The organism is Paenarthrobacter sp. NPDC091711, assembly GCF_044756605.1.
Classification (GTDB): domain Bacteria; phylum Actinomycetota; class Actinomycetes; order Actinomycetales; family Micrococcaceae; genus Arthrobacter.
Genome location: NZ_JBIVTF010000004.1, coordinates 45,944 through 66,516, shown reverse-complemented (window position 1 = coordinate 66,516; position 20,573 = coordinate 45,944). Strand labels below are relative to the sequence as shown.

General features: G+C 62.5%; 14 protein-coding genes. 6 read left to right on the top strand and 8 right to left on the bottom strand.

Translation table 11 applies throughout. The annotated features are described in order from the left end of the window. Nucleotides 1-133: 133 nt before the first annotated feature. Nucleotides 134-1,591, top strand: coding sequence for a zinc-dependent metalloprotease (locus tag ACIQH5_RS08220; RefSeq protein ID WP_400401998.1), 1,458 nt, complete (start codon nucleotides 134-136; stop codon nucleotides 1,589-1,591). A gap of 183 nt (nucleotides 1,592-1,774) precedes the next feature. On the opposite strand, the gene ACIQH5_RS08215 is transcribed toward ACIQH5_RS08220, so the two are convergent. Genes ACIQH5_RS08215 through nudC form a run of 3 tightly spaced genes read right to left on the bottom strand, consistent with a single transcriptional unit; the run spans nucleotide 1,775 to nucleotide 5,519 of the window. Continuing rightward, a complete protein-coding gene (locus tag ACIQH5_RS08215; RefSeq protein ID WP_400401996.1) occupies nucleotides 1,775-2,401 on the bottom strand; it encodes a M48 family metallopeptidase in 627 nt (208 codons plus the stop codon). Continuing rightward, entirely contained in the window at nucleotides 2,401-4,533 is a 2,133-nt protein-coding gene (locus tag ACIQH5_RS08210; RefSeq protein ID WP_400401994.1) for an ATP-dependent DNA helicase UvrD2, read from the bottom strand. Before ACIQH5_RS08210 ends, ACIQH5_RS08215 begins: the two co-directional genes overlap by 1 nt. Next, nucleotides 4,530-5,519 carry an NAD(+) diphosphatase gene (gene nudC / locus ACIQH5_RS08205; RefSeq protein ID WP_400401992.1) on the bottom strand — a complete coding sequence of 330 codons (990 nt, stop codon included), beginning with the start codon at nucleotides 5,517-5,519 and terminating at the stop codon, nucleotides 4,530-4,532. Before nudC ends, ACIQH5_RS08210 begins: the two co-directional genes overlap by 4 nt. 194 nt (nucleotides 5,520-5,713) lie before the next feature. Here nudC and ACIQH5_RS08200 point away from each other — a divergent pair, with 194 nt between their 5' ends. Continuing rightward, entirely contained in the window at nucleotides 5,714-6,859 is a 1,146-nt protein-coding gene (locus tag ACIQH5_RS08200; protein WP_400401990.1) for a macrolide 2'-phosphotransferase, read from the top strand. Between the two features lie 20 nt (nucleotides 6,860-6,879). Here ACIQH5_RS08200 and ACIQH5_RS08195 read toward each other — a convergent pair whose 3' ends face one another. The 3 genes from ACIQH5_RS08195 to ACIQH5_RS08185 are packed head-to-tail and all read right to left on the bottom strand — an operon-like array spanning nucleotide 6,880 to nucleotide 14,158. Then, nucleotides 6,880-10,410 carry an ATP-dependent helicase gene (locus ACIQH5_RS08195; RefSeq protein ID WP_400401988.1) on the bottom strand — a complete coding sequence of 1,177 codons (3,531 nt, stop codon included), beginning with the start codon at nucleotides 10,408-10,410 and terminating at the stop codon, nucleotides 6,880-6,882. Then, nucleotides 10,407-13,745: an ATP-dependent helicase gene (locus ACIQH5_RS08190; RefSeq protein WP_400401986.1), complete on the bottom strand. Its 3,339-nt coding sequence runs from the start codon at nucleotides 13,743-13,745 to the stop codon at nucleotides 10,407-10,409. The genes ACIQH5_RS08195 and ACIQH5_RS08190 overlap by 4 nt, the downstream gene beginning before the upstream one ends. Further along, entirely contained in the window at nucleotides 13,742-14,158 is a 417-nt protein-coding gene (locus ACIQH5_RS08185) for an MGMT family protein (RefSeq protein WP_400401983.1), read from the bottom strand. Before ACIQH5_RS08185 ends, ACIQH5_RS08190 begins: the two co-directional genes overlap by 4 nt. Nucleotides 14,159-14,224: 66 nt before the next feature. On the opposite strand from ACIQH5_RS08185, the gene ACIQH5_RS08180 reads away from it, so the two are divergent. The 4 genes from ACIQH5_RS08180 (at nucleotide 14,225) to ACIQH5_RS08165 (ending at nucleotide 17,731) form a co-directional block, all read left to right on the top strand. Continuing rightward, nucleotides 14,225-14,935: a 3'-5' exonuclease gene (locus ACIQH5_RS08180; RefSeq protein WP_166840086.1), complete on the top strand. Its 711-nt coding sequence runs from the start codon at nucleotides 14,225-14,227 to the stop codon at nucleotides 14,933-14,935. A gap of 334 nt (nucleotides 14,936-15,269) precedes the next feature. Then, entirely contained in the window at nucleotides 15,270-16,220 is a 951-nt protein-coding gene (locus tag ACIQH5_RS08175) for an ABC transporter substrate-binding protein (RefSeq protein ID WP_062072849.1), read from the top strand. A gap of 12 nt (nucleotides 16,221-16,232) precedes the next feature. Continuing rightward, nucleotides 16,233-16,997: an amino acid ABC transporter permease gene (locus ACIQH5_RS08170; protein ID WP_400401979.1), complete on the top strand. Its 765-nt coding sequence runs from the start codon at nucleotides 16,233-16,235 to the stop codon at nucleotides 16,995-16,997. Beyond that, entirely contained in the window at nucleotides 16,994-17,731 is a 738-nt protein-coding gene (locus ACIQH5_RS08165; protein WP_062072852.1) for an amino acid ABC transporter ATP-binding protein, read from the top strand. Before ACIQH5_RS08170 ends, ACIQH5_RS08165 begins: the two co-directional genes overlap by 4 nt. A gap of 90 nt (nucleotides 17,732-17,821) precedes the next feature. On the opposite strand, the gene ACIQH5_RS08160 is transcribed toward ACIQH5_RS08165, so the two are convergent. Next, nucleotides 17,822-19,108, bottom strand: a complete 1,287-nt coding sequence (locus ACIQH5_RS08160) for a glycoside hydrolase family 3 N-terminal domain-containing protein (protein ID WP_400401976.1) — start codon at nucleotides 19,106-19,108, stop codon at nucleotides 17,822-17,824. Nucleotides 19,109-19,220: 112 nt separating this feature from the next. Then, nucleotides 19,221-20,540 carry a glutamate-1-semialdehyde 2,1-aminomutase gene (gene hemL, locus ACIQH5_RS08155; RefSeq protein ID WP_400401973.1) on the bottom strand — a complete coding sequence of 440 codons (1,320 nt, stop codon included), beginning with the start codon at nucleotides 20,538-20,540 and terminating at the stop codon, nucleotides 19,221-19,223. Nucleotides 20,541-20,573 lie beyond the last annotated feature (33 nt).

The window sequence follows — 20,573 nt, the reverse complement described above, 5'->3', positions numbered from 1 at the left end:
CATCAACACTACGCGGTCCGACGATGCAGGGCTGCTTTGCCTACAGCGAACGGGAGCTCCTCCGGGCAGACAGCCTTCCGGCCGCGCGGTACGGTGAAAGAGATCACCAGCCAGTTCGACGATCGGCGGCACCATGACTTCCAACCCCAACAATCCGTCCAACGACGACGAGACCCCCAAGGATCCGCTGGCAGAAATGCTCCAGAACCTCATGGGCGGCCAGGGCATGGGCAACATCGATCCCGCCGAGCTGGCCAAGGCCGCGGGACTGCCCAACGATCCCCAGCTCCTTCAGCAGATGTTCGCCCAAGTGCAGGCAATGATGAGTTCAACCTCTGATGGCCCCGTGAACTGGCAGCTCGCCCATGAGAACGCACGTCGCGTAGCCGCCGCCGGCAGCGACCCTTCGGTCAACGCCCACCAGGCTAAGGAAATCGACGAAGCGCTGAGGCTTGCAGAACTTTGGTTGGACCCGGTGACCGATCTCTCGGCAACCGGCCTGATCGGCCGGGCGTGGTCGAGGGCCGAATGGGTTGAAGCGACACTGGGCACCTGGAAGCGCCTGACCGAACCGGTGGCCAACAGCATCGCCAACGCCCTGTCCAACGCTCTCACCCAGCAAATGCCTGAAGAAATGAAGTCCATGATGGGCGGCGCCTCGTCAATGCTTCAAAACATGGGCGGAGCAATTTTCGGCATGCAACTGGGACAAGCCATAGGCGCGCTCTCCGCCGAGGTGGTCAGCTCCACTGACATCGGTGTCCCGCTGGCGGACCTGGAGATGGCGCTGCTGCCGGCCAACGTCGCCAAATTCGGGGAAGGCCTCAGCCTCCCCGAGAACGACGTTCGACTCTTCCTGGCCGTCCGTGAGGCCGCCCACGCACGCTTGTTCGTCCAGGTTCCTTGGTTGCGCGGTCACTTGCTTGGAGCCATTGAGGCCTACGCCCGCGGCATTCACATCGACATGTCCCGCATTGAAGACCTCGCCCGGGACCTCGACCCGAGCAACCCCGAAGGAATCCAGGAAGCACTGTCCCAAGGCGTCTTCACACCCGAACGCACGCCGGTCCAGACGGCCGCGCTGGAGAAGCTCGAAACAGCGCTTGCCCTGGTGGAAGGCTGGGTGGATGAACTCACAGCCGAAGCCACCGACATGGTGCTGCCGTCCGCGACTGCACTGCGCGAAACCGTACGGCGTCGCCGCGCAACGGGCGGACCAGCCGAGCACGCGTTCTCGTCCTTGGTAGGCCTGGAACTGCGTCCCCGCAGGCTCCGGGAAGCGGCAACGCTGTGGGCCACGCTCAAGGAAGAACGGGGCATCGCCGGACGTGACGCGATCTGGCACCACCCGGACCTCCTGCCCACAGGTGAGGACCTGGACGACCCCAAGGGCTTCTCCGAACGCCGGCGCCTTGCCGAGGCAAGCGACAGCGAAGTTGATGACGCCCTGCAGAAGCTTCTGAGTGGCGGTTACGAAACCCCCGACGCCACCACGACCGAAGATAAGGATCCTCAGGAAGATTCCGCGGAGAACGAATCCGGCAAAGAAGGGGAAGCAGATGACAGCGACCCCGGGACGCCGGCAAAGTAACGAGGCACCACCTCGTCAGCAGAGCCCTTGGGTGTGACACCCTCGGATAAAACGCTGTGCTACATCAGCAACGGCCGCCATCTCCATGGCGGCCGTTGTCCGTTTAAGCGCCGTTGTTCCTTAGCCGCCGTTATTCAGAGGGCCTTTACTCACAGCGCCGTTGCTCGCTACAAGCTTCGGCGTTTAGTCAGCCGCGTTCCAAGCGGGTTCAGCGGGATCCTCCGCATCAGGTTCCGCAGGGATACCCCGGGAAGTAGCGAACGCAACGCCTTCGAGGAAGGCTTTTGCCCGCTGAGTCTCAGGGTAGGCCTCAACCAATTTCCAGAATTCGGCATTGTGCCCCGCCACGAGCAGGTGAGCCAGCTCGTGCACCAGGACGTAGTCAATAACCCATTGCGGCATCCGCTGCAGCTTGTTCGACAAACGGATGGTGCCGTCCGCAGGAGTCGCCGAGCCCCACCGGGAATTCTGGTTGGACACCCAGCGAACCGACGTGGGGACTGCCCGCCCACCAAGATACGTTTGCGAGAGGTGCTCGGCATGCTTGGCGAGTGCTTGGTCCGTAGCCGGACGGCGCCTGCCGGAACCTGCTTGCCGCTCCCCCTGCTTATGCAGCTTGGCCAGCATTCGCCGTACCCATTCACGTTCCTGAGACTTGGTGAAGCTGGCAGGGATGGCGATCACGGCATTGCCGTCTTCCCAGAAAGCTGCAACGGTTCGGCGCCGCCTCGCTGACCGACGCACGACGACGGGTGCGCCGTCGTCCGTGATGTGCGGAACGTCCGCATTGGAGGCGGATGGGCGGGTCATCAGAGTTCGCTGCTTTCAGCGAGCACAGCCAGGACGGCTTCGCCATAGCGTTCGAGCTTGGATGGGCCGATCCCGGCCAAACCAGCCAGTTCCTCCAGCGATGACGGCTTGGCCTCGGCAATGGCCGTCAGTGTAGCGTCCGTGAACACAACATAGGCTGGAACGTCGGCAGATTGGGCCTGGTCCAGCCTCCACTGCCTCAGGGCATCGAACGTTTGCTCCTCATACGTGGGCGGACACTGGTTGCAGCGCCCAACCTTGCGTTCTGCGCCACTGGATAGCATGCTTCCGCAGACCTTGCACGACGCCGGGGCAGCGGCTTTCCGTCGCGTGGGACCTGTCTTGCTGCGCGCATTGGCTGATGCCACGGAATTAGGGCGAAGTCCGTCCAGGAAACGGGACGGCTTCCGGTTGGCCCGGCCGCCCGGTGTTCGGGCCGTGGACCAGGAAAGATTCAGGTGCTCGCGTGCACGCGTGATCCCGACGTACAGCAGCCTGCGTTCTTCGTCCACGTCCTCGGGGGTGTCGGCAAAGGAAATAGGCATGAGGCCTTCGCTGAGGCCCACCAGGAACACTGCATCCCATTCCAGGCCCTTCGCGGCGTGGAAAGAGGCAAGAGTGACGCCTTGAACGGTGGGGGCGTGTTGCGCGACCGAGCGCTCCTGAAGTTCGTTGACGAACTCAGCCAAGGTGAAGGACTCCCCACGGCTGACTGCAAGCTCATCAGCCAAGGCAACCAAAGCTGCCAAGGATTCCCACCGTTCACGCAGTGCTCCCCCGTTGTGCGGGGCGGCATCCGTATAACCGAGTGAGGCAACGATGTCCCGGACGATCTGCCCTAGTGGTTCCTGGGGTCCCTCAGCCACGGCGCGGGTTGCCGCCCGCAATTGGAGGATGGCATCGCGGACTTCCTTGCGCGCAAAGAACCTCTCGCCTCCCCGGAGCTGGTAGCCAATGCCGGCCGAAGCAAGTGATTGCTCGTACGCTTCAGATTGGCCGTTGGTTCTGAACAGGATGGCGATCTCGCTGGCCTTGACGCCGGTGTTGAGCAGTTCCTGAATTCTGCCGGCTACGACGGCGGCTTCCGCCTCGTCATCCGGGCACTCCATGAAGCGTGGCTCCGGACCTGAAGGCCGTTGGGCGACGAGCTTGAGCGGTGATGCCCACGCTGCATCCGCTACCGGCCCGCCGCTTCGGCGGGAGCCAAGGAGGTCGTTGGCCAACTTCACCACTTGCGGGGTAGACCGGTAATCGCGGATGAGCTTGACGACTGTCGCTTCGGGGAACTGCGCTTTGAACCCCAGCAGATGCTTGGGTGAAGCTCCAGTAAAGGAGTAGATGGTCTGGCTGGCATCGCCCACCACGCATAACTCGTTCCGGCCCCCAAGCCACAAATCCAACAGCCGTTGTTGCAGCGGCGAAACGTCCTGGTACTCGTCCACCACGAAGTGCCGGTATTGTTCCCTGACTGTGGCCGCCACCTTAGGATCCTCTTGAAGTATCCCCACAGTGATGAGAAGGACATCTTCAAAGTCGATGACGTTGCGGTCCGTTTTGATGTCCTCGTAGGCCTGGAACACCCTGGAAACCGCTGTGAGATCGAAACCTCCGGGAGTTCCACGGCCTTGGGCATTTTCCAGGTAATTCGCCGGCGTCAGCATGGAGACCTTGGCCCACTCGATCTCCGCCGCCAGATCCCTGATGGATGCACGATCAGTGCTGAGGCGGAGCCTGCGGGAAGCCTCGGCGATCATATTGGCTTTGTGGTCCAGCAGGCTGGGCAAAGTGCCCCCGATTGCCTGCGGCCAGAAGAACTGCAACTGCCTCAAGGCCGCTGCGTGGAAGGTGCGGGCTTGAACATTGGCAACGCCAAGATCGCGGAGCCTGCTTCGCATCTCGGCGGCGGCACGGGACGTAAATGTGACGGCCAGCAACCTCTGGGGATTGTATACGCCGGAATGAACTCCGTAGGCGATGCGATGGGTAATGGCACGTGTCTTTCCCGTGCCTGCTCCTGCCAGGACACACATGGGTCCCGTCAAAGTACTGGCTACTTCGCGCTGTTCTTCGTCCAGGCCGCCGAGGATGCGCTCCTCAAGTGAGATGCTGGAGTCGAAAGTCTCTTCGGTCACGGCTGGAGGTCTTCGATGACGCCGCCGTACCAATGCTCAATCAGAGAACGCGCTATGGACAAGCGCGTTGAAATGGTGATCTCACCGCTCAGTACGGCAGCCTGCAACTCCTCGCGACTGAACCACCGTGCGCGGGTAACCTCCACGCCGTCGGGCCGCGCCACGGCGTCGTCCGTCTTAGCGGTGAATCCCAACATGAGGGAAGCGGGGAAGGGCCAGGACTGTGAACCGAGGTACTGGCAGGCAGTCACACGAACGCCCACTTCTTCGCCAATTTCCCTCACCACGGCCTGCTCCAGAGACTCACCGGGCTCAACGAATCCTGCGAGCGTAGAGTAATTTTTGGCGTCGACAGGACCGCCGCCGCCGAGCAAGAGCCGGCCATCGGGGCCCACTACCGTGACAATGATGGCCGGATCCGTCCGCGGATAATGTTCTGAGTTGTCCTTTGGACAACGACGAACCCAGCCCCCTGCCTCGATATCTGTGGGCGTGCCGCATTGCGGGCAATGCGTGTGGGTGGCGTGCCAGTTGGAGATTGCACTGGCCTCGATAAACAAAGCGGTGTCCTTGGCATCAAGACGCGCCGCGACGTCGCGGAAGCCTGCCCATTCAGCGTTCATCGGCACCGTGGCGGTGCCGGGAGCCGGCTGCTCCGGAACGGTGAACAGCACGATGGGAGTGCCCTCCGGCAACGAAGACGATGTCAAGGTGGTGCCCAGGTAGATGGCGGCAACAGCGCCGGCACCGGACCCGTCAAGAGCGTTCCATAGCGGAGCGGCGTCTCCGAACCACAGACCGTCAGCGGTCACCAATGCTTTGCGCTGCGAGATGACGATGGCCTTGGCCGAGCCGGAGGCGATAAGCTCCTCAACCATTCCGGGCTTCATGCGGATGCCCGAGCCGCGATCCACCATGGCAGGGCGAACGGGAAGAACGGTCTCCATCAGGTGGTTGGCAAGCGCCGGCGACTCCGTATAACTCATGTATCTACCGTACTGACTCGTACCGACAAAAAACATTTGGAAGGGTCCCCCGCTGTGGACACCTTCCCATGGCCTTCACAGTTTGGGCATCAATGCCGGGTTTTGCTCCATATTTCCTGCGCATTTGCTGCGGATCTGAAGACTCGCCGCACTGCATCATGGCCACAGGCCGCACTCAATCTACCGTGGAGAAGGTGAGAAGAACACCGCTCGAACTGGCCGCCATAGCAACCGCGGCGGTGCCCGGCCTGGCGCCGACGGCCGCAGCCTATTCCCCCGACGACGACGCCGACTTCGACTCAGCGTTGCTGCTGGATGCGGAAGGCAAACGCTGGCGGGTACGTTCACCGCGCCATCCGGAAGCCAGCACCCGCCTGGAAACCGAGTTCATGGTGTTGAGGGCCTTTGCGCCGGCCATCCGTGCCGAGCTGCCTTTCCATGTGCCCACCATCGCCGGCACAGTGCGGCAAGGTGCCCTGACGACGTTCGTCTACGCGCACCTGCAGGGCTCCACGCTCTCCATCGAAGAACTGTCCGCCGGAAGTTCCACTCTCGCGCGGGAGGTGGGCACAGCTTTGGCAGCCATTCATGACTTGCCGCTGCCCTTGGTCATTAATGCAGATCTTCCCAGCTACTCGGCCAATGAGTTCCGGCAACGCAAACTCAACGAGCTGGACCAAGCAGCAACCACCGGCAAGATTCCGGCCACCCTGCTGCGTCGCTGGGAGCACGCCTTGGAAGACGTCGCCCTGTGGCGCTTCAACCCTTCAGTGGTCCACGGGGACCTTCATGAAGACAACCTGATGGTGCAGGACGACACTGTGACGGCCCTGACGGGCTGGACGGATCTGCGGATCGGCGATCCTGCAGACGACTTCGCCTGGCTGGTGGCGTCCAACGAAGCATCATTCGTTGAGACCGTGCTAAGCCACTACACTCAGACGCGCCGCGATGTCCCTGACGCCCACCTTCTTCGCCGGGCGGCGCTGCTGGCTGAGTTTGCCCTCGCCCAATATTTAGTCAAGGCCATGGCAGCAGGGCACCAGAGCATGACCGCAGAAGCGGAAGCCATGCTCCAGACACTCGCCGACGACATCGACGAGCAGATACGCCGCGATGAAGAAGCTGCGAGAACGGCTGAGCAAGAGGCCGCCTTGATGACGGTTTCCGCTTCACCGGCCGGCATTCCCGCCGTCAGCGTGGCTGCGATTCCCGCTGCGGATGAGTCGGAGAAATCCGAGGAAGCTGACGCCGGCGAAACCTCAGGCTACGACGACACCTCCACTGCCGCAATCAGTGTGGTCAGCGTGACGCCGCTTCGCCCGGCCGAGCGTTCCTGAGCTTACGGGCCTTCACTTATTCAGCTGCTGATCTTCAACGCCCTCTCAACAATCAGTTCCAGCTCCTCGGCGCTGCCAAGATCGTGCGGGCTCACAAAGGCGTCATCTGCCACATAGTAAAACGCTGCACTGACGTCCTCGAGGGGAACGTCCCGGAGTCGAGCCCATGCGAGCCGGTAAACGGCCAGCTGAACCGCACGGGTTGCCAGTTGCCGACCTGCAGGGCGTCGTCCGGTCTTCCAGTCGATGAGTTGCCAGCGGCCATCGGCATCCTGGAACACGGCATCAATGCGCCCGCGGACTACGACGTCACCAATCCGGGTTTCCACGGGCACCTCGACAAATGCGGGTGCACGCTGGGCCCACTCGGACTCCTTGAACGCGGCCACCATGTCATCCAGGCCGTACGCCTCGTCAATGTGGGAGTCAGATCCCGGCGCTTCATCAAGGTCCAACATGCCTGTTGTCCCAAAGTACTCCTCCACCCATGCGTGGAAGGCCGTACCCTTTCGGGCCGAAATGCCCGGTTCACGGGGAACGGGCCTGCGCAGCTGGGACAGTACGGCCCCAGGGTCAGCACCCAGGTCAACGAAAAGTGATGCGGAGATATGGCTGGGCAGGTGGACATCCTGAACGGTCTTTAGCTGGCGCTGGCGGTCCAACAGCAGTTCTGCCTCCTGGGACCATTTGGCGGCCGGACCTGTCAGGATATGTGAAGGTTCTGCGGCGTGTTCCGGGTCAGGTTCCTCCATAAATCCACGGACCATTTCCGCAGCCTGGTCCATGGCCAGCCTTCTGCCGGGAGTCAACCTCAGGCGCGCGCCGGTTCTTGGATCTGAAGGACCCTCGAGTGGGTCATAGGGAAATTGCGCGACCTCGAGTACTGCGGTCAACGGACTTTCCTGGGGCAAGGCCTCCTCCGCCACCGATTCAGCGTGCACCTCCGCCGCTCGGGCTGACGGCGCACTGCCGACCGGCTGCGTCCGGCCCTCTTCTGCCGTTGGAGCAGCGCCGGCAAGCGGTGCGAGCTCGGAGAGGAAGGAAGACATGCCGGCCATTCCGGATCGGGAGCCATTCCACGCAGCGCTCGAGGCCCACAGAACGAACTTCGCCCGGGTATAGGCAACATAAGCGAGCCTTCTTTCCTCAGCCTCGCCGTGATGCTGGACCTCGGATTTAAAACTCTTCTCGGCATCCAGCCAACCCTTTTGGTCCGGCTGATCGAGGTCCCACTGGGGAAGGTCGGCACGATCTCCCCGCAAAGGCCACGGCAACGCTGCGGCGCCCGTGCTCCACCGCGAATCCCTGCTGCTGGGGAACGAACCAGCGTTGAGTCCGGGGACAAAGACGACGTCCCACTCCAAACCTTTGGAGGCGTGGACAGTCAGCAGTTGCACCGCCTCCCGGTTGGTCTCAACGGGGGCCACATCCAAGCCGCCTTCCTCAGAGGCCGCAGCTTCCAGCCACGACAAAAACGCCAGCAGATCAATGCGCTGTGACGTCTGAAGGAACCCGGCCGCGGCGTCCTGGAAAGCATCCAGATTGCGGCGCGCTTGGTGAATGCTGATTCCCGGCTTGGCGGCCGCCTCAATGTCCAGGAGCATGGCACGTTCCACCTCGCCAAGAAGTGTGGTGAGGTCGTCTCCGATGTAGCTCCTGAGCGAGCGAAGCTCCGAGGCAAGGCTGGTCAGCCGTTGCAGCGCAGCAGCACTCAGGCTCCTCCCATGTCCGGAAGTCCAGCCAGGCCGGGGAAGGAAGTCCAGGGCCTCCACGAGGCTCGCGGCATCCGTGATGTCACTTTCAACCACGGTCTTTGCGGGTTCCTCGTTGTCCTCGAAGGACTCATGGGAGGCATTCGGGGCCGAGCGGCGACGGGCCAGGAAGCGGGACCAGTCGCTGAAGGCCATCAAGTCCGCCGGACCAATCCGCCACCGCGCACCAGCCAACAACCTCATCAGCGCATCAGAACGTCCTGGATCAGAAAGAACCCGCAAAGTTGCCACCAGATCCACGATCTCAGGTGTATCCAGCAACCCGCCCAGTCCAACGATCTCGTAGGGAATACCCTGGAGTTCGAACTCACGGCGGAGGCACTCCATCTGCGCCCGACGACGACACAGGACAGCCATGGTGGGTTGGACAGCGGTGCCGTCCTTCTCTTCCTCGAAAACAGTCTTCTGGTACCGGCGGACATCGCGGGCTATGACGGCGGCTTCGTCTTCATCCGTCCCGAAGCGAGCGATCACCACGCGTCCATCCACGGCGGCAGGGCTGGGAACCAATGCGGGGACCGAGACACTGCTGGCTGTCTCCCTCTCCCCTGCAGGCCCGTCCAATGCCGCCGCCCGGTTCAAAGGCGCCGCAATGGTGTTGGCGGCTTGGAGAATGTTCCTGCCATTACGCCAGGCTGTGGTCAAGTAAGAGGTAGGGGCTACGGAGTAGGACACATCGCCGCCGGAAGGGTCCGCGTGCCGCACGGGAAACTCCTGCACAAAGTGGAAGAGTTGGCCTGCCGATGCGCCCCGGAACCCATAAATCGATTGGTTGGGGTCACCCACAGCAGTAACTGCGTGGCCCTGGCCGAAAAGACGTGAGAACAGGACGAGCTGCGCGTGGGAGGTGTCCTGGAATTCATCCAGGAGTACCACCTTGTAGCGAGCGCGTTCAGTGGTGGCAGCTAGCGGGATGTCACTGGCGATGCGTGCCGCCAGTGCAACGAGGTCGCCGAAATCCAGGACACCGCGTTGACGTTTCGCTTCCTGATAGCGAACCACCATATCGGCAACGCTGGCACGGGTCCGGAGCATGGCCGCGAGATCTCCGGCAGCCTGGCTGGGATTCTTCTTGGCCCCGCTTACGTAGGGAAGCTGCTCGAAGGTCTCAACGCGTTCCAGAACCCACTCCCGGACCTCCCCCGGATCCTGGAGGTGCTCGGCGCACTCCCCTGCGAGCTGGATGACCGCGTTGACGAGTGTGGATTTCGCGGCTGTGAAATGTTCGTAGTCTCCGTCGTAAGCCTCCACCACTTCACTGGCCAATTGCCAGGACTGTGCACCACCCAGCAAGACGACGTCCCGTTCGATGCCCAACCGCAGGCCGTAGTCCGACACGATACCGCTTGCGTAGGAATGGTAAGTGGACACCTTGGGTTCGAGTTCGTCTGCTCCAAGGAGCCCCTCCGGAAAGCCAATGGTGCCATCGTCCTCCGCCGCGATTCGCTGGAGCGTGGCCAGTTTGGACCGTATCCGGCTCGCCAGCTCGCCAGCAGCCTTCCGGGTGAATGTCACGCCCAGAACTTCCTCCGGACGCACCCAGCCGTTGGCCACCAGCCACACCACACGGTCCGCCATGGTGGCCGTCTTGCCCGAACCTGCCCCGGCAATCACCAAGCGAGGTGAGAGCGGCGAGGAAATAATGCTCCCCTGCTCGGGCGTGGGGTGGTTCTTTTCGCCGAGGATACGGGCCAGCTCTGAAGGAGAAAATCTGGGCTCGGGGACTCCCTCCCAGTCCGGGGCACCGGAGGCAAGGCCCTCCAGGAGCTCGGTTGTCATTCGGTGACCTGCTTTCCTCTGGCGCACAACGGGCAGATGTCCGGCAGACGGCATCCATGACCGCCATGCCCTCCCTTGCCGGGGTCGTGCCGTGCTTCGAACGTTGCCCCTGCCATCAGTGCGGCTGCCTCATTGACCAGGCCCTCTGCCCAATTCTCTGCCGGGTCCAAGGGATCCTGCTGCTGTACGCCGGGGCTCTTTGTCTTGGTTCCAAGCTGGGCCAACACTGCGCCGCCGGGAACGAATCCGGTTGCTGACGCGGCGCCGGTGAGTTCCTGTCCCGTTCCAGCGTCCTGAAAAGCACCCTTGAGGACCGCGGCCTGATAGGCACCCAGTTGCGGGTGCCGGGCAACCTCAGCCTTGCCGGGTTGCCGTTTGCCGGTCTTGAGGTCCACGATCACAAGCCTTCCCTCCGGGTCTATTTCAAGGCGATCCACCTGGCCGCGAAGTACCGCGTGACGTACGGCCGCCTCTTCAAGGGCTTCAGGACCACTAACGCCAACGGAATCCACAGTGACATCAGGAAGCTGAACTTCAAAGTCGTGCTCTACAGCGAGCAAACTTCGTGAGTCGCTACGCATGATGAGCACATACTGGGCCAACTTCCGGACCATGAGTTCCGCCCGCTGGAAATCAAGCTTTCCCTCCCAGTTATCCTTCATTCCCAAGGTGGGCCAGCGGCGTACCAGTTCAGCGACGTACTCGGCTCCAGAGGCTTCGGGAAGCTCCTGCGCAATGCTGTGGACCAAGGTGCCCAGGCTGCGCGCGAAATCTGTGGCAGCTTCCCCTCCGGCTGCTTGGACGAACCAGTCCAGTGGGGACTTGTGAACGGCTTCCACCTTGGAAGGCGAAACAGAAACTGTACCTCCTGGCGGCACAACGGCCTCCGGGGAACTCAGTGCGGCCAAGCCCCACCAGGTGTCCGGGTGTGCCCCGGGAACCGGCGGCTCGGTGCTGGCGAGCCTGGCCAATATCCGAGCGGCCTCATGCGCTGTGCCGGTGTCTCCGAAGCGGTGTTCTTCCACCTGGGCATGCTGCCTCAGTTCCGCAACAAGAGCCCTCAAGGTCATGGGACGGTCAACAGGGGTATAGCCCCTTTTATACTCGCCCGGGCCCAGTGGGGCCACGTAGTCCAGGAAAGCCGAGGGCTGTTCATCCTCAGAAGAGACTGCCGTGCAAATCAACACCTCGCGGGCCCGCGATACAGCTGTTGAGAAGCTCCTGAGTTCGTCGTAACGAATGTCCCGGAGCCTGCTCAGCGGTCCACGGCGGAGGGCGTAGTCCACTCCGTGCTCCACGGCGTCAGCGTAAACCGTGCTGCCCAACAGCTCTCCACGGAGGCGGGTGTTGGGCCACACGCCTTCCTGAAGACCCGCGACGATCACCACGGGCCATCCCCGGCCTGCAGCACTGGCGGGAGTCATGATCTCAACGCAGGCCTCCAGCTGCGCCCGTGCGGCAAGGGTATCCATGGGCAGTTCCTGGTTCAACAGGTAGTCCAGGAACTGTTCGGGACCGGAACCGGGCAGCTGGTCAACGAAGCGCTCGGCCGTATGGAAAAGCGCCATCATGGCGTCGAGGTCCCGATCGGCGCGCGCCCCGGCGTTGCCGCCTTCAAGAGCAATCTCTGCCCACCGCGAAGACAGCCCGGTTGCGTGCCACAGAGCCCACAGTACAGATTCCGCATTGGCGCCTGGCTCGGCAGCGGCGGCGGTACCGGCAGCGATCATGCGGGCGAACCTGCGGGCGGAACTGCCCTCAATTCCCAGCGATGCCAGCGCCCCCGGCTGGAGTAAGGCCTCCACCAACAAAGCGTCGCTGGAGCGGCCGCCACCTCCCAAAAGTTCCTCGCGGCGCAAGGATTGCCGCAGCCTTCGCAACTCGATGGCAGTGGCACCTCCGATACGCGATGTCAGGAGGGATACTGCGGTTTCCGGCGTGAGCTTTGACGGGTCCAGAACAATGGCAAAGGCCTCCAGCAGTGGACGGACAGCGACTTCGTCACGGACAGCTGAGTCCGCTACTGGAACACGCACCGGGATCCCCTGTCCGCTCAGATACCGCTGCAACTGGGAAATCTGCCCGCCGTTCCGAACGATCACCGCGATGTCACTGAACTCCCGGGATTCCCGCAGCTGTGCTTCGAGGATCCGCTGCGCGACGTACCGGAGCTCGTGGACGGCGGATGGCAGAACGTGCCCCTCAACGCGACCTTCCCCGGCGGCCGGATGTGGGCCTTGAGGACGGTCAGGTTGCTCCAACTGCCTGGCCAACTGACCACCGGAACGCTGCGAGATGCGGGCCGCGACCCGCGTCCAAGCCTCAGCTACTTCCGGCATGTGCCTATGGGTCACTGCCAACGGACGTTCGAGAACGGCGTGCTGCGGGCCGCCAAGCAGCGTTGGCAGCTCTGAGACCAGGTCCGGGCGTGCGCCGCGGAAACCTTGTACCACCGTGTCCGGCGAGTAGGTCACCACGACATCCTTGCCTTCCCCGATATCGGCAAGAAGGTCGAACACTGCCGGATTCGATTCCTGGGCGTCGTCCACAAGAATGAGTTGGAGGCGCTCCCGTTCCGCGGCGAGGAACTCCGGCGAATCCTGGAAGATCTGACGCGCCGTGGTGATGATTCCGGCAGGGTCAAAAGCCTCCGGCATACGGAGGTCCAAAACATCACGGTACTCGCTGTAGAGCTGGGCTGCCGCCATCCAATCAGGCCGTCCGCACTCGTACGCAAGCCCTACCAAGTCCTCTGCGGTGCGCCCCGATTCGATGATGCGATCGAACAACTGCCGAATCTCGTGACGGAAGCCTCGGGTAGGAAGTGCTGCTGCGAGATCCTCCGGCCAAGGCAACTGGAACTCCGGACGGGAGTGGCCTTCCAACAATTCCTTGATGATGAGGTCCTGTTCGGGGCCCGACAGAAGCTTCGGTGGCCGCGTCAGCGGCAGGATGCCTTCAGCTTTTGCCCGCCGGATAACGTCGAAGGCGTACGACGCCCAGGTGCGTGCCGGCGTCGTACTGAGACTGCGGTCCAGCCGTCCTGTGAAGGTATCGCGCAACGCCGCGGCGGCGTGGCGGCCCGGAGCGAGAATGAGGATCTGTTCTGGATTCAGTCCATCTTCACGAACGCGGTGCACGGCGGATTCGACGAGCACCGTTGACTTGCCCGTGCCCGGCCCCCCGGGCACGAGGACGGGGCCGCTCCCCTGCCGGAGGGAAACGACCTCACGTTGGTCCGGAGACAAAACGGGTGCCGCGTAGTGGGTCTCACGCGGCGGGAGCAGGCGGAGCGCTGCCGGTGCTTGGCGGGTTTTGGCAGGAGTGGCGGTCACACAGTCATTTCATCATCGGGCACCGACAATTTATGGAGTTGACGCTCCAACTGGTCAGAGATCACATCAAGTTGGTCGAAGTCGGTGTCGGTGGGCGCCCATCGGGCGGCTGTCAGATCGACGCGCCAACGCCCTTCACCCGTCCTCAGGAAGGCCTCGTAGGCGCCGTGCAGCGGGGTGGATTCTTCCAGGTAGTGCCGCAAGGCGTCTGCTTCGTGACCGGGAGGCGCCTCCCCGCTGGCCCTGAGCACGCGCCACCAGGCAACGGAGCTTCCGTAATGGCTCATGACTGCGCCGACCTGCCGCGGCCCGCCAGCACCCAGGAGCTCCGCGACGTCACCATAGGAGACCGCCGAGCCTGACGGAACAAGGTCTACAACGGCCAGAACCGCCGTCACATACTCCATCCGCATGTGTTCAGCGTAACGGCAGGAGTGTCGTGCCCAAAGAGTGTCGGACCCAGCCGGTAGCTTGAAGACATGAGTTCCTGGAATACCCTCTCCCGTGCCGCATTCGACCTCGAGACCACCGGGAAGAACTCGCGGTCAGCGCGGATCGTCACCGCTTCCATCACAGTTGTGGATGCTCACGGGGAGCTCATCGCAGAGCACGAGTGGTTGGCAGATCCAGGTGTGGAGATCCCGCTCGAAGCAAGTGAGGTGCACGGAATATCCACGGAGAAGGCACGCGCCGAAGGCCGCCCGGCCGCAGAAGTCACCCGCGAAGTCGCCGGGGTACTCCAAGGACTGTTCGACGACGGCACTCCCGTCATTGCTTTCAACGCCAGTTACGATTTCACCGTGTTGGCGGCAGAGTCTGCCCGCTACGGCGTTCCCCAATTGAGCCGCTTCCCCGTGCTGGATCCGTATGTCATGAACAAGCAGGTGGACCGCTACCGCAAGGGAAAGCGCACCCTCACCGCTTTGTGCGAGGAATACGGCGTGGACCTGACAAACGCACATACCTCAGCGGCGGATGCGCTCGCTACGCTCCGCGTGCTGGATGCCATGGCCGGCAAGTTTCCCAAGCTGCAGATGCCGGCGTCCACACTGCATCAGCTGCAAGTAGACTGGGCGGCGTCCCAGGCTGCCGATTTCCAGCAGTACTTGCGGCGGAGCAAGCCCACCGCCGTCATCGAGGGTGAGTGGCCGGTGCTGCCTCCTGAGGACGCCAGCCGGGGCGGTTTCTAGAACACGAAGCACTCCAGGCGTTACTTTTTGCGACGCAAGTCACAGCGAATCCGGGAACCCAAAACGTGGGACTGGCCGCGCGGAGATTCCAAGCGAAGCCTCGAAGCCGGAATAGTCCAGAGCCCGCCGGGCGCTTGATGGGAACTTTGTTCGGTTAATTCGAGTGTTGGCATTCACTTCTTCGATTCACCCCGGGCTAGTGGGCTGGTGACATAATTAAGTTTGGCGGGTTGAAGTCTGCTAGGGCAGCCAACCTTTGTTCTGCTGCTTTTCTGCTGCCGCATTCCCCGCCCACCGCGAAACGTCTCCGTTACCCGATGAAAGTGATTTCTTCATGAAATTCAAAGCCCCTAAGTGGCTGTCTGTTGCCCCCGTGGCCGCAGCCCTGGTGATTTCCCTGGCAGCATGCGGCGGAGGAACCTCCGAGCCCAGCGGCTCGCCCACCGATGCGCTGGCCGGCAGCGACCAGAAATCGCTCGATACCTTCACCACCGCCGAGGTGACGCCTCTGGACAAGATCGACAAGACCAAGCTGGGCCTGATCACCGACGGCACCCTGCGCGTAGGCACCCTCTCAGACGCCCCGCCGAACATCTTCATTGATCCTTCCGGTAAGTTCACCGGCTACGACAATGAGCTCCTGCGCGCCATTGGTGACAAGCTGGGCCTCAAGGTGGAGTTCGCATCCACCGACTTCTCTGCGCTCCTCTCCCAGGTGGGCAACAAGCAGTTCGACGTCGGATCCTCCTCCATCTCCACTACCGACGCGCGCCGCAAGACAGTCGGTTTCACCAACGGCTATGACTTCGGCTACATGGCGATCGTCACCAAGAACGACTCCAAGATCACTGGCTTCGCCGACGTCAAGGAAGGCCTGCGCATCGGCGTCGTCCAGGGCACCGTCCAGGATGACTACATGACGAACACGCTCAAGATTGAGCCAGTCCGTTTCCCTGACTACAACACGGTCTACGGCAACGTGAAGAACGGCCAGATCGACGCTTGGGTTGCTCCTTCCCAGCAGGCCGAAGGCCAGGTCAAGGAAGGCGACAACACCAAGATCGCCGAGAAGGTCGTCAACACCCAGAACTTCACTGCATACGCCGTGAACAAGGACAACCAGCCGCTGATCGACGCCTTGAACTCCGGCTTGGATGCTGTCATTGCCGACGGCACCTGGGCCAAGCTCACGGCCGAGTGGTACAAGGACCGTCCGACTGCTGCCGAGCAGACCCCCCAGGGCTGGAAGCCGGGCAGCAAGGCCGTCCAGCTCCCCGCCAAGTAACCAGGGCGTTCCATGGATATCCTCAATCAATTAGCCGAGTCCTTCTTTGACTGGGAGGCAATAGGCGAAGTTCTGCCCAAGATGTTCGCCGTCGGGCTGCCCAATACCATCGTTCTGGCTGTCGTCTCGGGCATCATCGGAACTGGACTTGGAATGCTGCTCGCCCTGATGGGGATTTCCCGGAACGCAGCGGCACGGTGGATAGCCCGCATTTACACGGACATTCTCCGCGGGCTACCACCGGTGCTGACCATCCTGGTGATCGGGTTCGGTTTCGGGCCTATTATTCGCGAACTGACGGGCTCCACCAGCCCGTACCCCATGGCCATCGCAGCTCTGTCCTTGATGTCCGGCGCGTACATCGGCGAGATCTTCCGTTCCGGTATCCAGAGTGTGGATAAGGGCCAACTCGAAGCAACCCGCGCCCTCGGGTTCAGCTACGGCTCGTCCATGCGCCTGGTGGTGGTGCCTCAGGGCATCCGCCGCGTTCTACCCGCTCTGGTGAACCAGTTCATTGCACTGATCAAGGAATCCTCGCTGGTGTTCATGCTTGGTTTGCTGGCAACCGAGCGTGAAATCTTCCAGATCGGCAAGGACGCTGCCGCCAACAGCGGCAACCTGTCCCCGTACGTGGCCGCTGCCATCTTCTATCTGGCGCTGACCATCCCGCTCACGCACTTTGTGAACTGGATTGATGCCCGGATGCGATCCGGCCGGCCGGAGAAGAAGGAACCGGACGAGGCAGCAGCCGTCGTAGGAAAGGGAGCCCAGGCATGAGCGAATTTGCATCAGGCACACTGACGGCCAAGAACATCCATTTGTCCTTCGGCAGCAACCACGTGTTGCGGGGCATCGACCTCCACGTCGAGAAGGGCACCACAGCCTCCGTGATCGGCCCGTCCGGCTCGGGCAAGTCCACGCTGCTCCGTGTCATGAACCGGCTCATCGAGCCGGACCAGGGCGACATCCTGCTGGATGGGCGTTCGGTGCTGAAGGACAACCCGGACGAATTACGCCGCCGTATTGGCATGGTCTTCCAGCAGTTCAACCTGTTTCCCCATAAGACCGTGGCCGAGAACATCTCCCTGGCCCTGCGTAAGCTCCGTGGCATGTCCAAGGAGCAGGCACGCGAGGAGGCTCTGGCTCAGTTGGACCTGGTGGGCTTGAAGCACAAGGCTGACTCGCGTCCAGCCAACCTCTCAGGCGGACAGCAGCAGCGTGTGGCAATTGCCCGTGCGCTTGCCATGAAGCCGGAGGTCATGTTCTTTGACGAGGCCACCTCCGCACTGGACCCGGAACTGGTCAAGGGTGTTTTGGCGCTCATGACGGATCTGGCCCAGGGTGGCATGACCATGGTGGTGGTGACCCACGAAATGGGCTTCTCCCGCAATGTCTCCGACATCGTGACCTTCATGGACGCCGGCGTGGTGGTGGAATCCGGTCCTCCGGATCAGCTGTTCACCAACCCGCAAACGGAACGCCTTCAAGGCTTCCTTTCGGACGTTCTCTAAGGACCCACACAGCAGGATATGCACCGTATACAAGAACCCCGTCTTCGCAACGAAGGCGGGGTTCTTGTTGTTCTCATTGATGTGCAGCCGCTACTGACCTGCTTTAACCCGCAACACGGTGAGCGCGGCGGCATCCACCTTGGCCCGGAAGGCAGGATCTGCCGTGGCCTTCTGCACCACAGCTTGGTGCATGGCCGGAATGCTCGTGGGATCGGCGCACACCAGCATGGTTCCGCCTGCACCAAAGAAGTTCAGGGCACGATCGGCATCGGACCAGGCCGCCAGTTGCGCGGCACTGCAGAGGTCGTCAGATAGAACAATTCCCGTGAAACCGGCGTCAGCACGGAGCATGGTGTCCATGATTGTGGGTGAGAACGGCGCGATGTTTGCGGGGTCGATCTTGTCGTAGTAGGCGTTCGAGACCATGACCCACTGGGTTCCCGCCTTGATGGCCGCATGGAACGGCTCCAGCGCAGGATCGTCCCGAGTGGTGGCCGTGTCGCGCACGTTGCTGCTGACGTCCGTATTGGGAACCACCCTGCCCAGGCCCGGGAAGTGTTTGACCACCGGAGCGACCCCGGCGTCTTTCATACCGTTCGCAAAAGCGTTGCCCAGCAGTGAAACGTTGGCTGGGTCATAGCCGTACTCCCGCTGATAATGACCGATGGGGGCATTGGAGGGTGCAAATTCCGGGCTGGTCACTGTATCCAGGACCGGTGCGAGGTTCACATTGACGCCTACGCTGCGAAGTTCCTTTCCCCACGTGGCGGCATCCGTCCGGAGCTTGGCAGCCCCGGAAGATGCTTGGACCAGGGCAGTAGGAATCGTGGAGAAGCCCGGGCCGGAGAGCACCTGGACGTATCCGCCTTCTTGGTCGGTAGCAACAAAAAGAGGCAGCCCGCCCGTTGTGGCAGCAGAGACAGTGCCCGTCAAGGAAGACACCACCGCGGCCGTCGGAGCAGTTCCGGCCTTGCTGCGCCCGCTGAGATAAACGTTTCCGGCGTGGTACTTGGTTAGTGCTTCCATGGTTCCGGGCTCGGCGCCGGTGGCCTTGGCGGCCACCATGAACAGTTGTCCCACGCGCTGCTCAAGGCTGAGCGCGGCGAGTTGCTTCTCTACAGCTGACGGGGTGCTCGGCGCCGGGGCCGGCGCGGCGGAGGGAGGCGGGGAAGTAACAGCAGACGGCGTGGTTGACGCCGGCGGGGATGAGGGTGCCGGTGTGGTTGTCGGCGAAGAAGGAGAAACAGACGGCGTCCCCTCCGCCGGGGCTTGGCCGGAGTTGGATGGGCCACTGGAACATCCCGAGGCCGTCACCAGAAGTACACCGGCGGTGGCGATGCTGACACTTATCGATGCAATGGACGGGGAATTGCGCATGGTAAACCGTGAATTCGTTGGGGGTGGGTTTCCACCTATGAGCCTACCCCGGGAGACGCAACGATGCCCCGGCCACATGCTTCGAGCAGTTGGCCGGGGCATCACCAAAAAATTAGGCCGTGGCGCCCGCTGCAGCCTTCGCTGCTGCCGGAAGGGCCTCGATAATCCGGTTCATGGCTGCGTCGTCGTGGGCGGCCGAGAGGAACCAGGCTTCGAAGACTGAGGGCGGAAGGTAGACGCCGGAGTCCAGCATCGAGTGGAAGAACGGCGCGTAGCGGAAGCTTTCCTGCTGCTGTGCGTCCTCGTAGTTGTGGACCCCGTGGGCAGAAGTACCAAAGGCGACGGAGAACAGATTGCCCGCCCTCTGGATGGAGTGATCCACCCCTGCGTCATCAAGGGCTGAGGAAAGCGCGGCGGAGAGCTCCAGCGAACGGGCATCAACGTAGGCGTAAACCTCAGGGGTTGCGTTCGTCAGCGTTGCCACGCCTGCGGCCATGGCCACGGGGTTTCCGGACAGCGTACCGGCCTGGTACACGGGCCCCAATGGGGCGAGGTAGTCCATGACGTCGGCACGGCCGCCCAGGGCCGCCGTCGGCATTCCGCCGCCGATGACCTTGCCGAAGGTGAGCAGGTCAGGAGCCCAACCTTCCTGGCGGCCGGTCAGGCCCCAGTAGCCAGCGTATCCGGTACGGAAGCCGGTGAGGACTTCGTCGAGGATGAGGAGCGCACCGTGTTCCTTGGTGATGCGGGACAGCCCTGCGTTGAAGCCCTCACCCGGCGTGACGACGCCCATGTTGGCCGGTGCCGCTTCGGTGATGACGGCAGCGATGTTCTTGCCGTGCGCTGCGAATGCGGCCTCGACGGCGGCGAGATCGTTGTAGGGCAGGACCAGGGTTTCAGCGGCGGTGGCCTCAGTAACGCCGGCAGAGCCGGGCAGAGCCAGGGTTGCTACGCCGGATCCTGCCGCAGCCAGCAATCCGTCCAGGTGGCCGTGGTAGCACCCGGCGAATTTGATGATCAAGTTGCGGCCGGTGAAACCACGGGCCAGCCGAACGGCCGTCATGGTGGCTTCGGTTCCAGTGGATACCATCCGCAAGCGTTCGACGGCGGACACCCGGTCTTTGACGATCGCGGCCAGATTGGCTTCGTCCGGTGTGGAAGCTCCGAAGGAAAGACCACGATCCACAGCTGCGTGAACGGCATCAAGCACGGCAGGGTGCGCGTGGCCTAAAAGCGCCGGCCCCCAGGAGCAGACGAGATCCACGTATTCTTTACCGTCCGCATCCGTCAGGTAAGCGCCCTTGGCCGAAACCATGAACTTCGGGGTGCCGCCCACTGAGCCGAAGGCCCGTACCGGCGAGTTCACTCCGCCGGGCATCAGAGACCGGGCACGGTCGAACAGTTGATCGGACACGGGGGTGTTTGACGTCATGGTTCCTATTCTTTCAGTGATTCAGGCGCGGTG

Bases quoted from the DNA above. Each gene is read 5' to 3' on its own strand.
- ACIQH5_RS08220 (WP_400401998.1), top strand. From the start codon at position 134: ATGACTTCCAACCCCAACAATCCGTCCAACGACGACGAGACCCCCAAG.
- ACIQH5_RS08215 (WP_400401996.1), bottom strand. From the start codon at position 2,401: ATGACCCGCCCATCCGCCTCCAATGCGGACGTTCCGCACATCACGGAC.
- nudC (WP_400401992.1), bottom strand. From the start codon at position 5,519: ATGAGTTATACGGAGTCGCCGGCGCTTGCCAACCACCTGATGGAGACC.
- ACIQH5_RS08195 (WP_400401988.1), bottom strand. From the start codon at position 10,410: ATGACAACCGAGCTCCTGGAGGGCCTTGCCTCCGGTGCCCCGGACTGG.
- ACIQH5_RS08185 (WP_400401983.1), bottom strand. From the start codon at position 14,158: ATGCGGATGGAGTATGTGACGGCGGTTCTGGCCGTTGTAGACCTTGTT.
- ACIQH5_RS08180 (WP_166840086.1), top strand. From the start codon at position 14,225: ATGAGTTCCTGGAATACCCTCTCCCGTGCCGCATTCGACCTCGAGACC.
- ACIQH5_RS08175 (WP_062072849.1), top strand. From the start codon at position 15,270: ATGAAATTCAAAGCCCCTAAGTGGCTGTCTGTTGCCCCCGTGGCCGCA.
- ACIQH5_RS08170 (WP_400401979.1), top strand. From the start codon at position 16,233: ATGGATATCCTCAATCAATTAGCCGAGTCCTTCTTTGACTGGGAGGCA.
- ACIQH5_RS08165 (WP_062072852.1), top strand. From the start codon at position 16,994: ATGAGCGAATTTGCATCAGGCACACTGACGGCCAAGAACATCCATTTG.
- ACIQH5_RS08160 (WP_400401976.1), bottom strand. From the start codon at position 19,108: ATGCGCAATTCCCCGTCCATTGCATCGATAAGTGTCAGCATCGCCACC.
- hemL (WP_400401973.1), bottom strand. From the start codon at position 20,540: ATGACGTCAAACACCCCCGTGTCCGATCAACTGTTCGACCGTGCCCGG.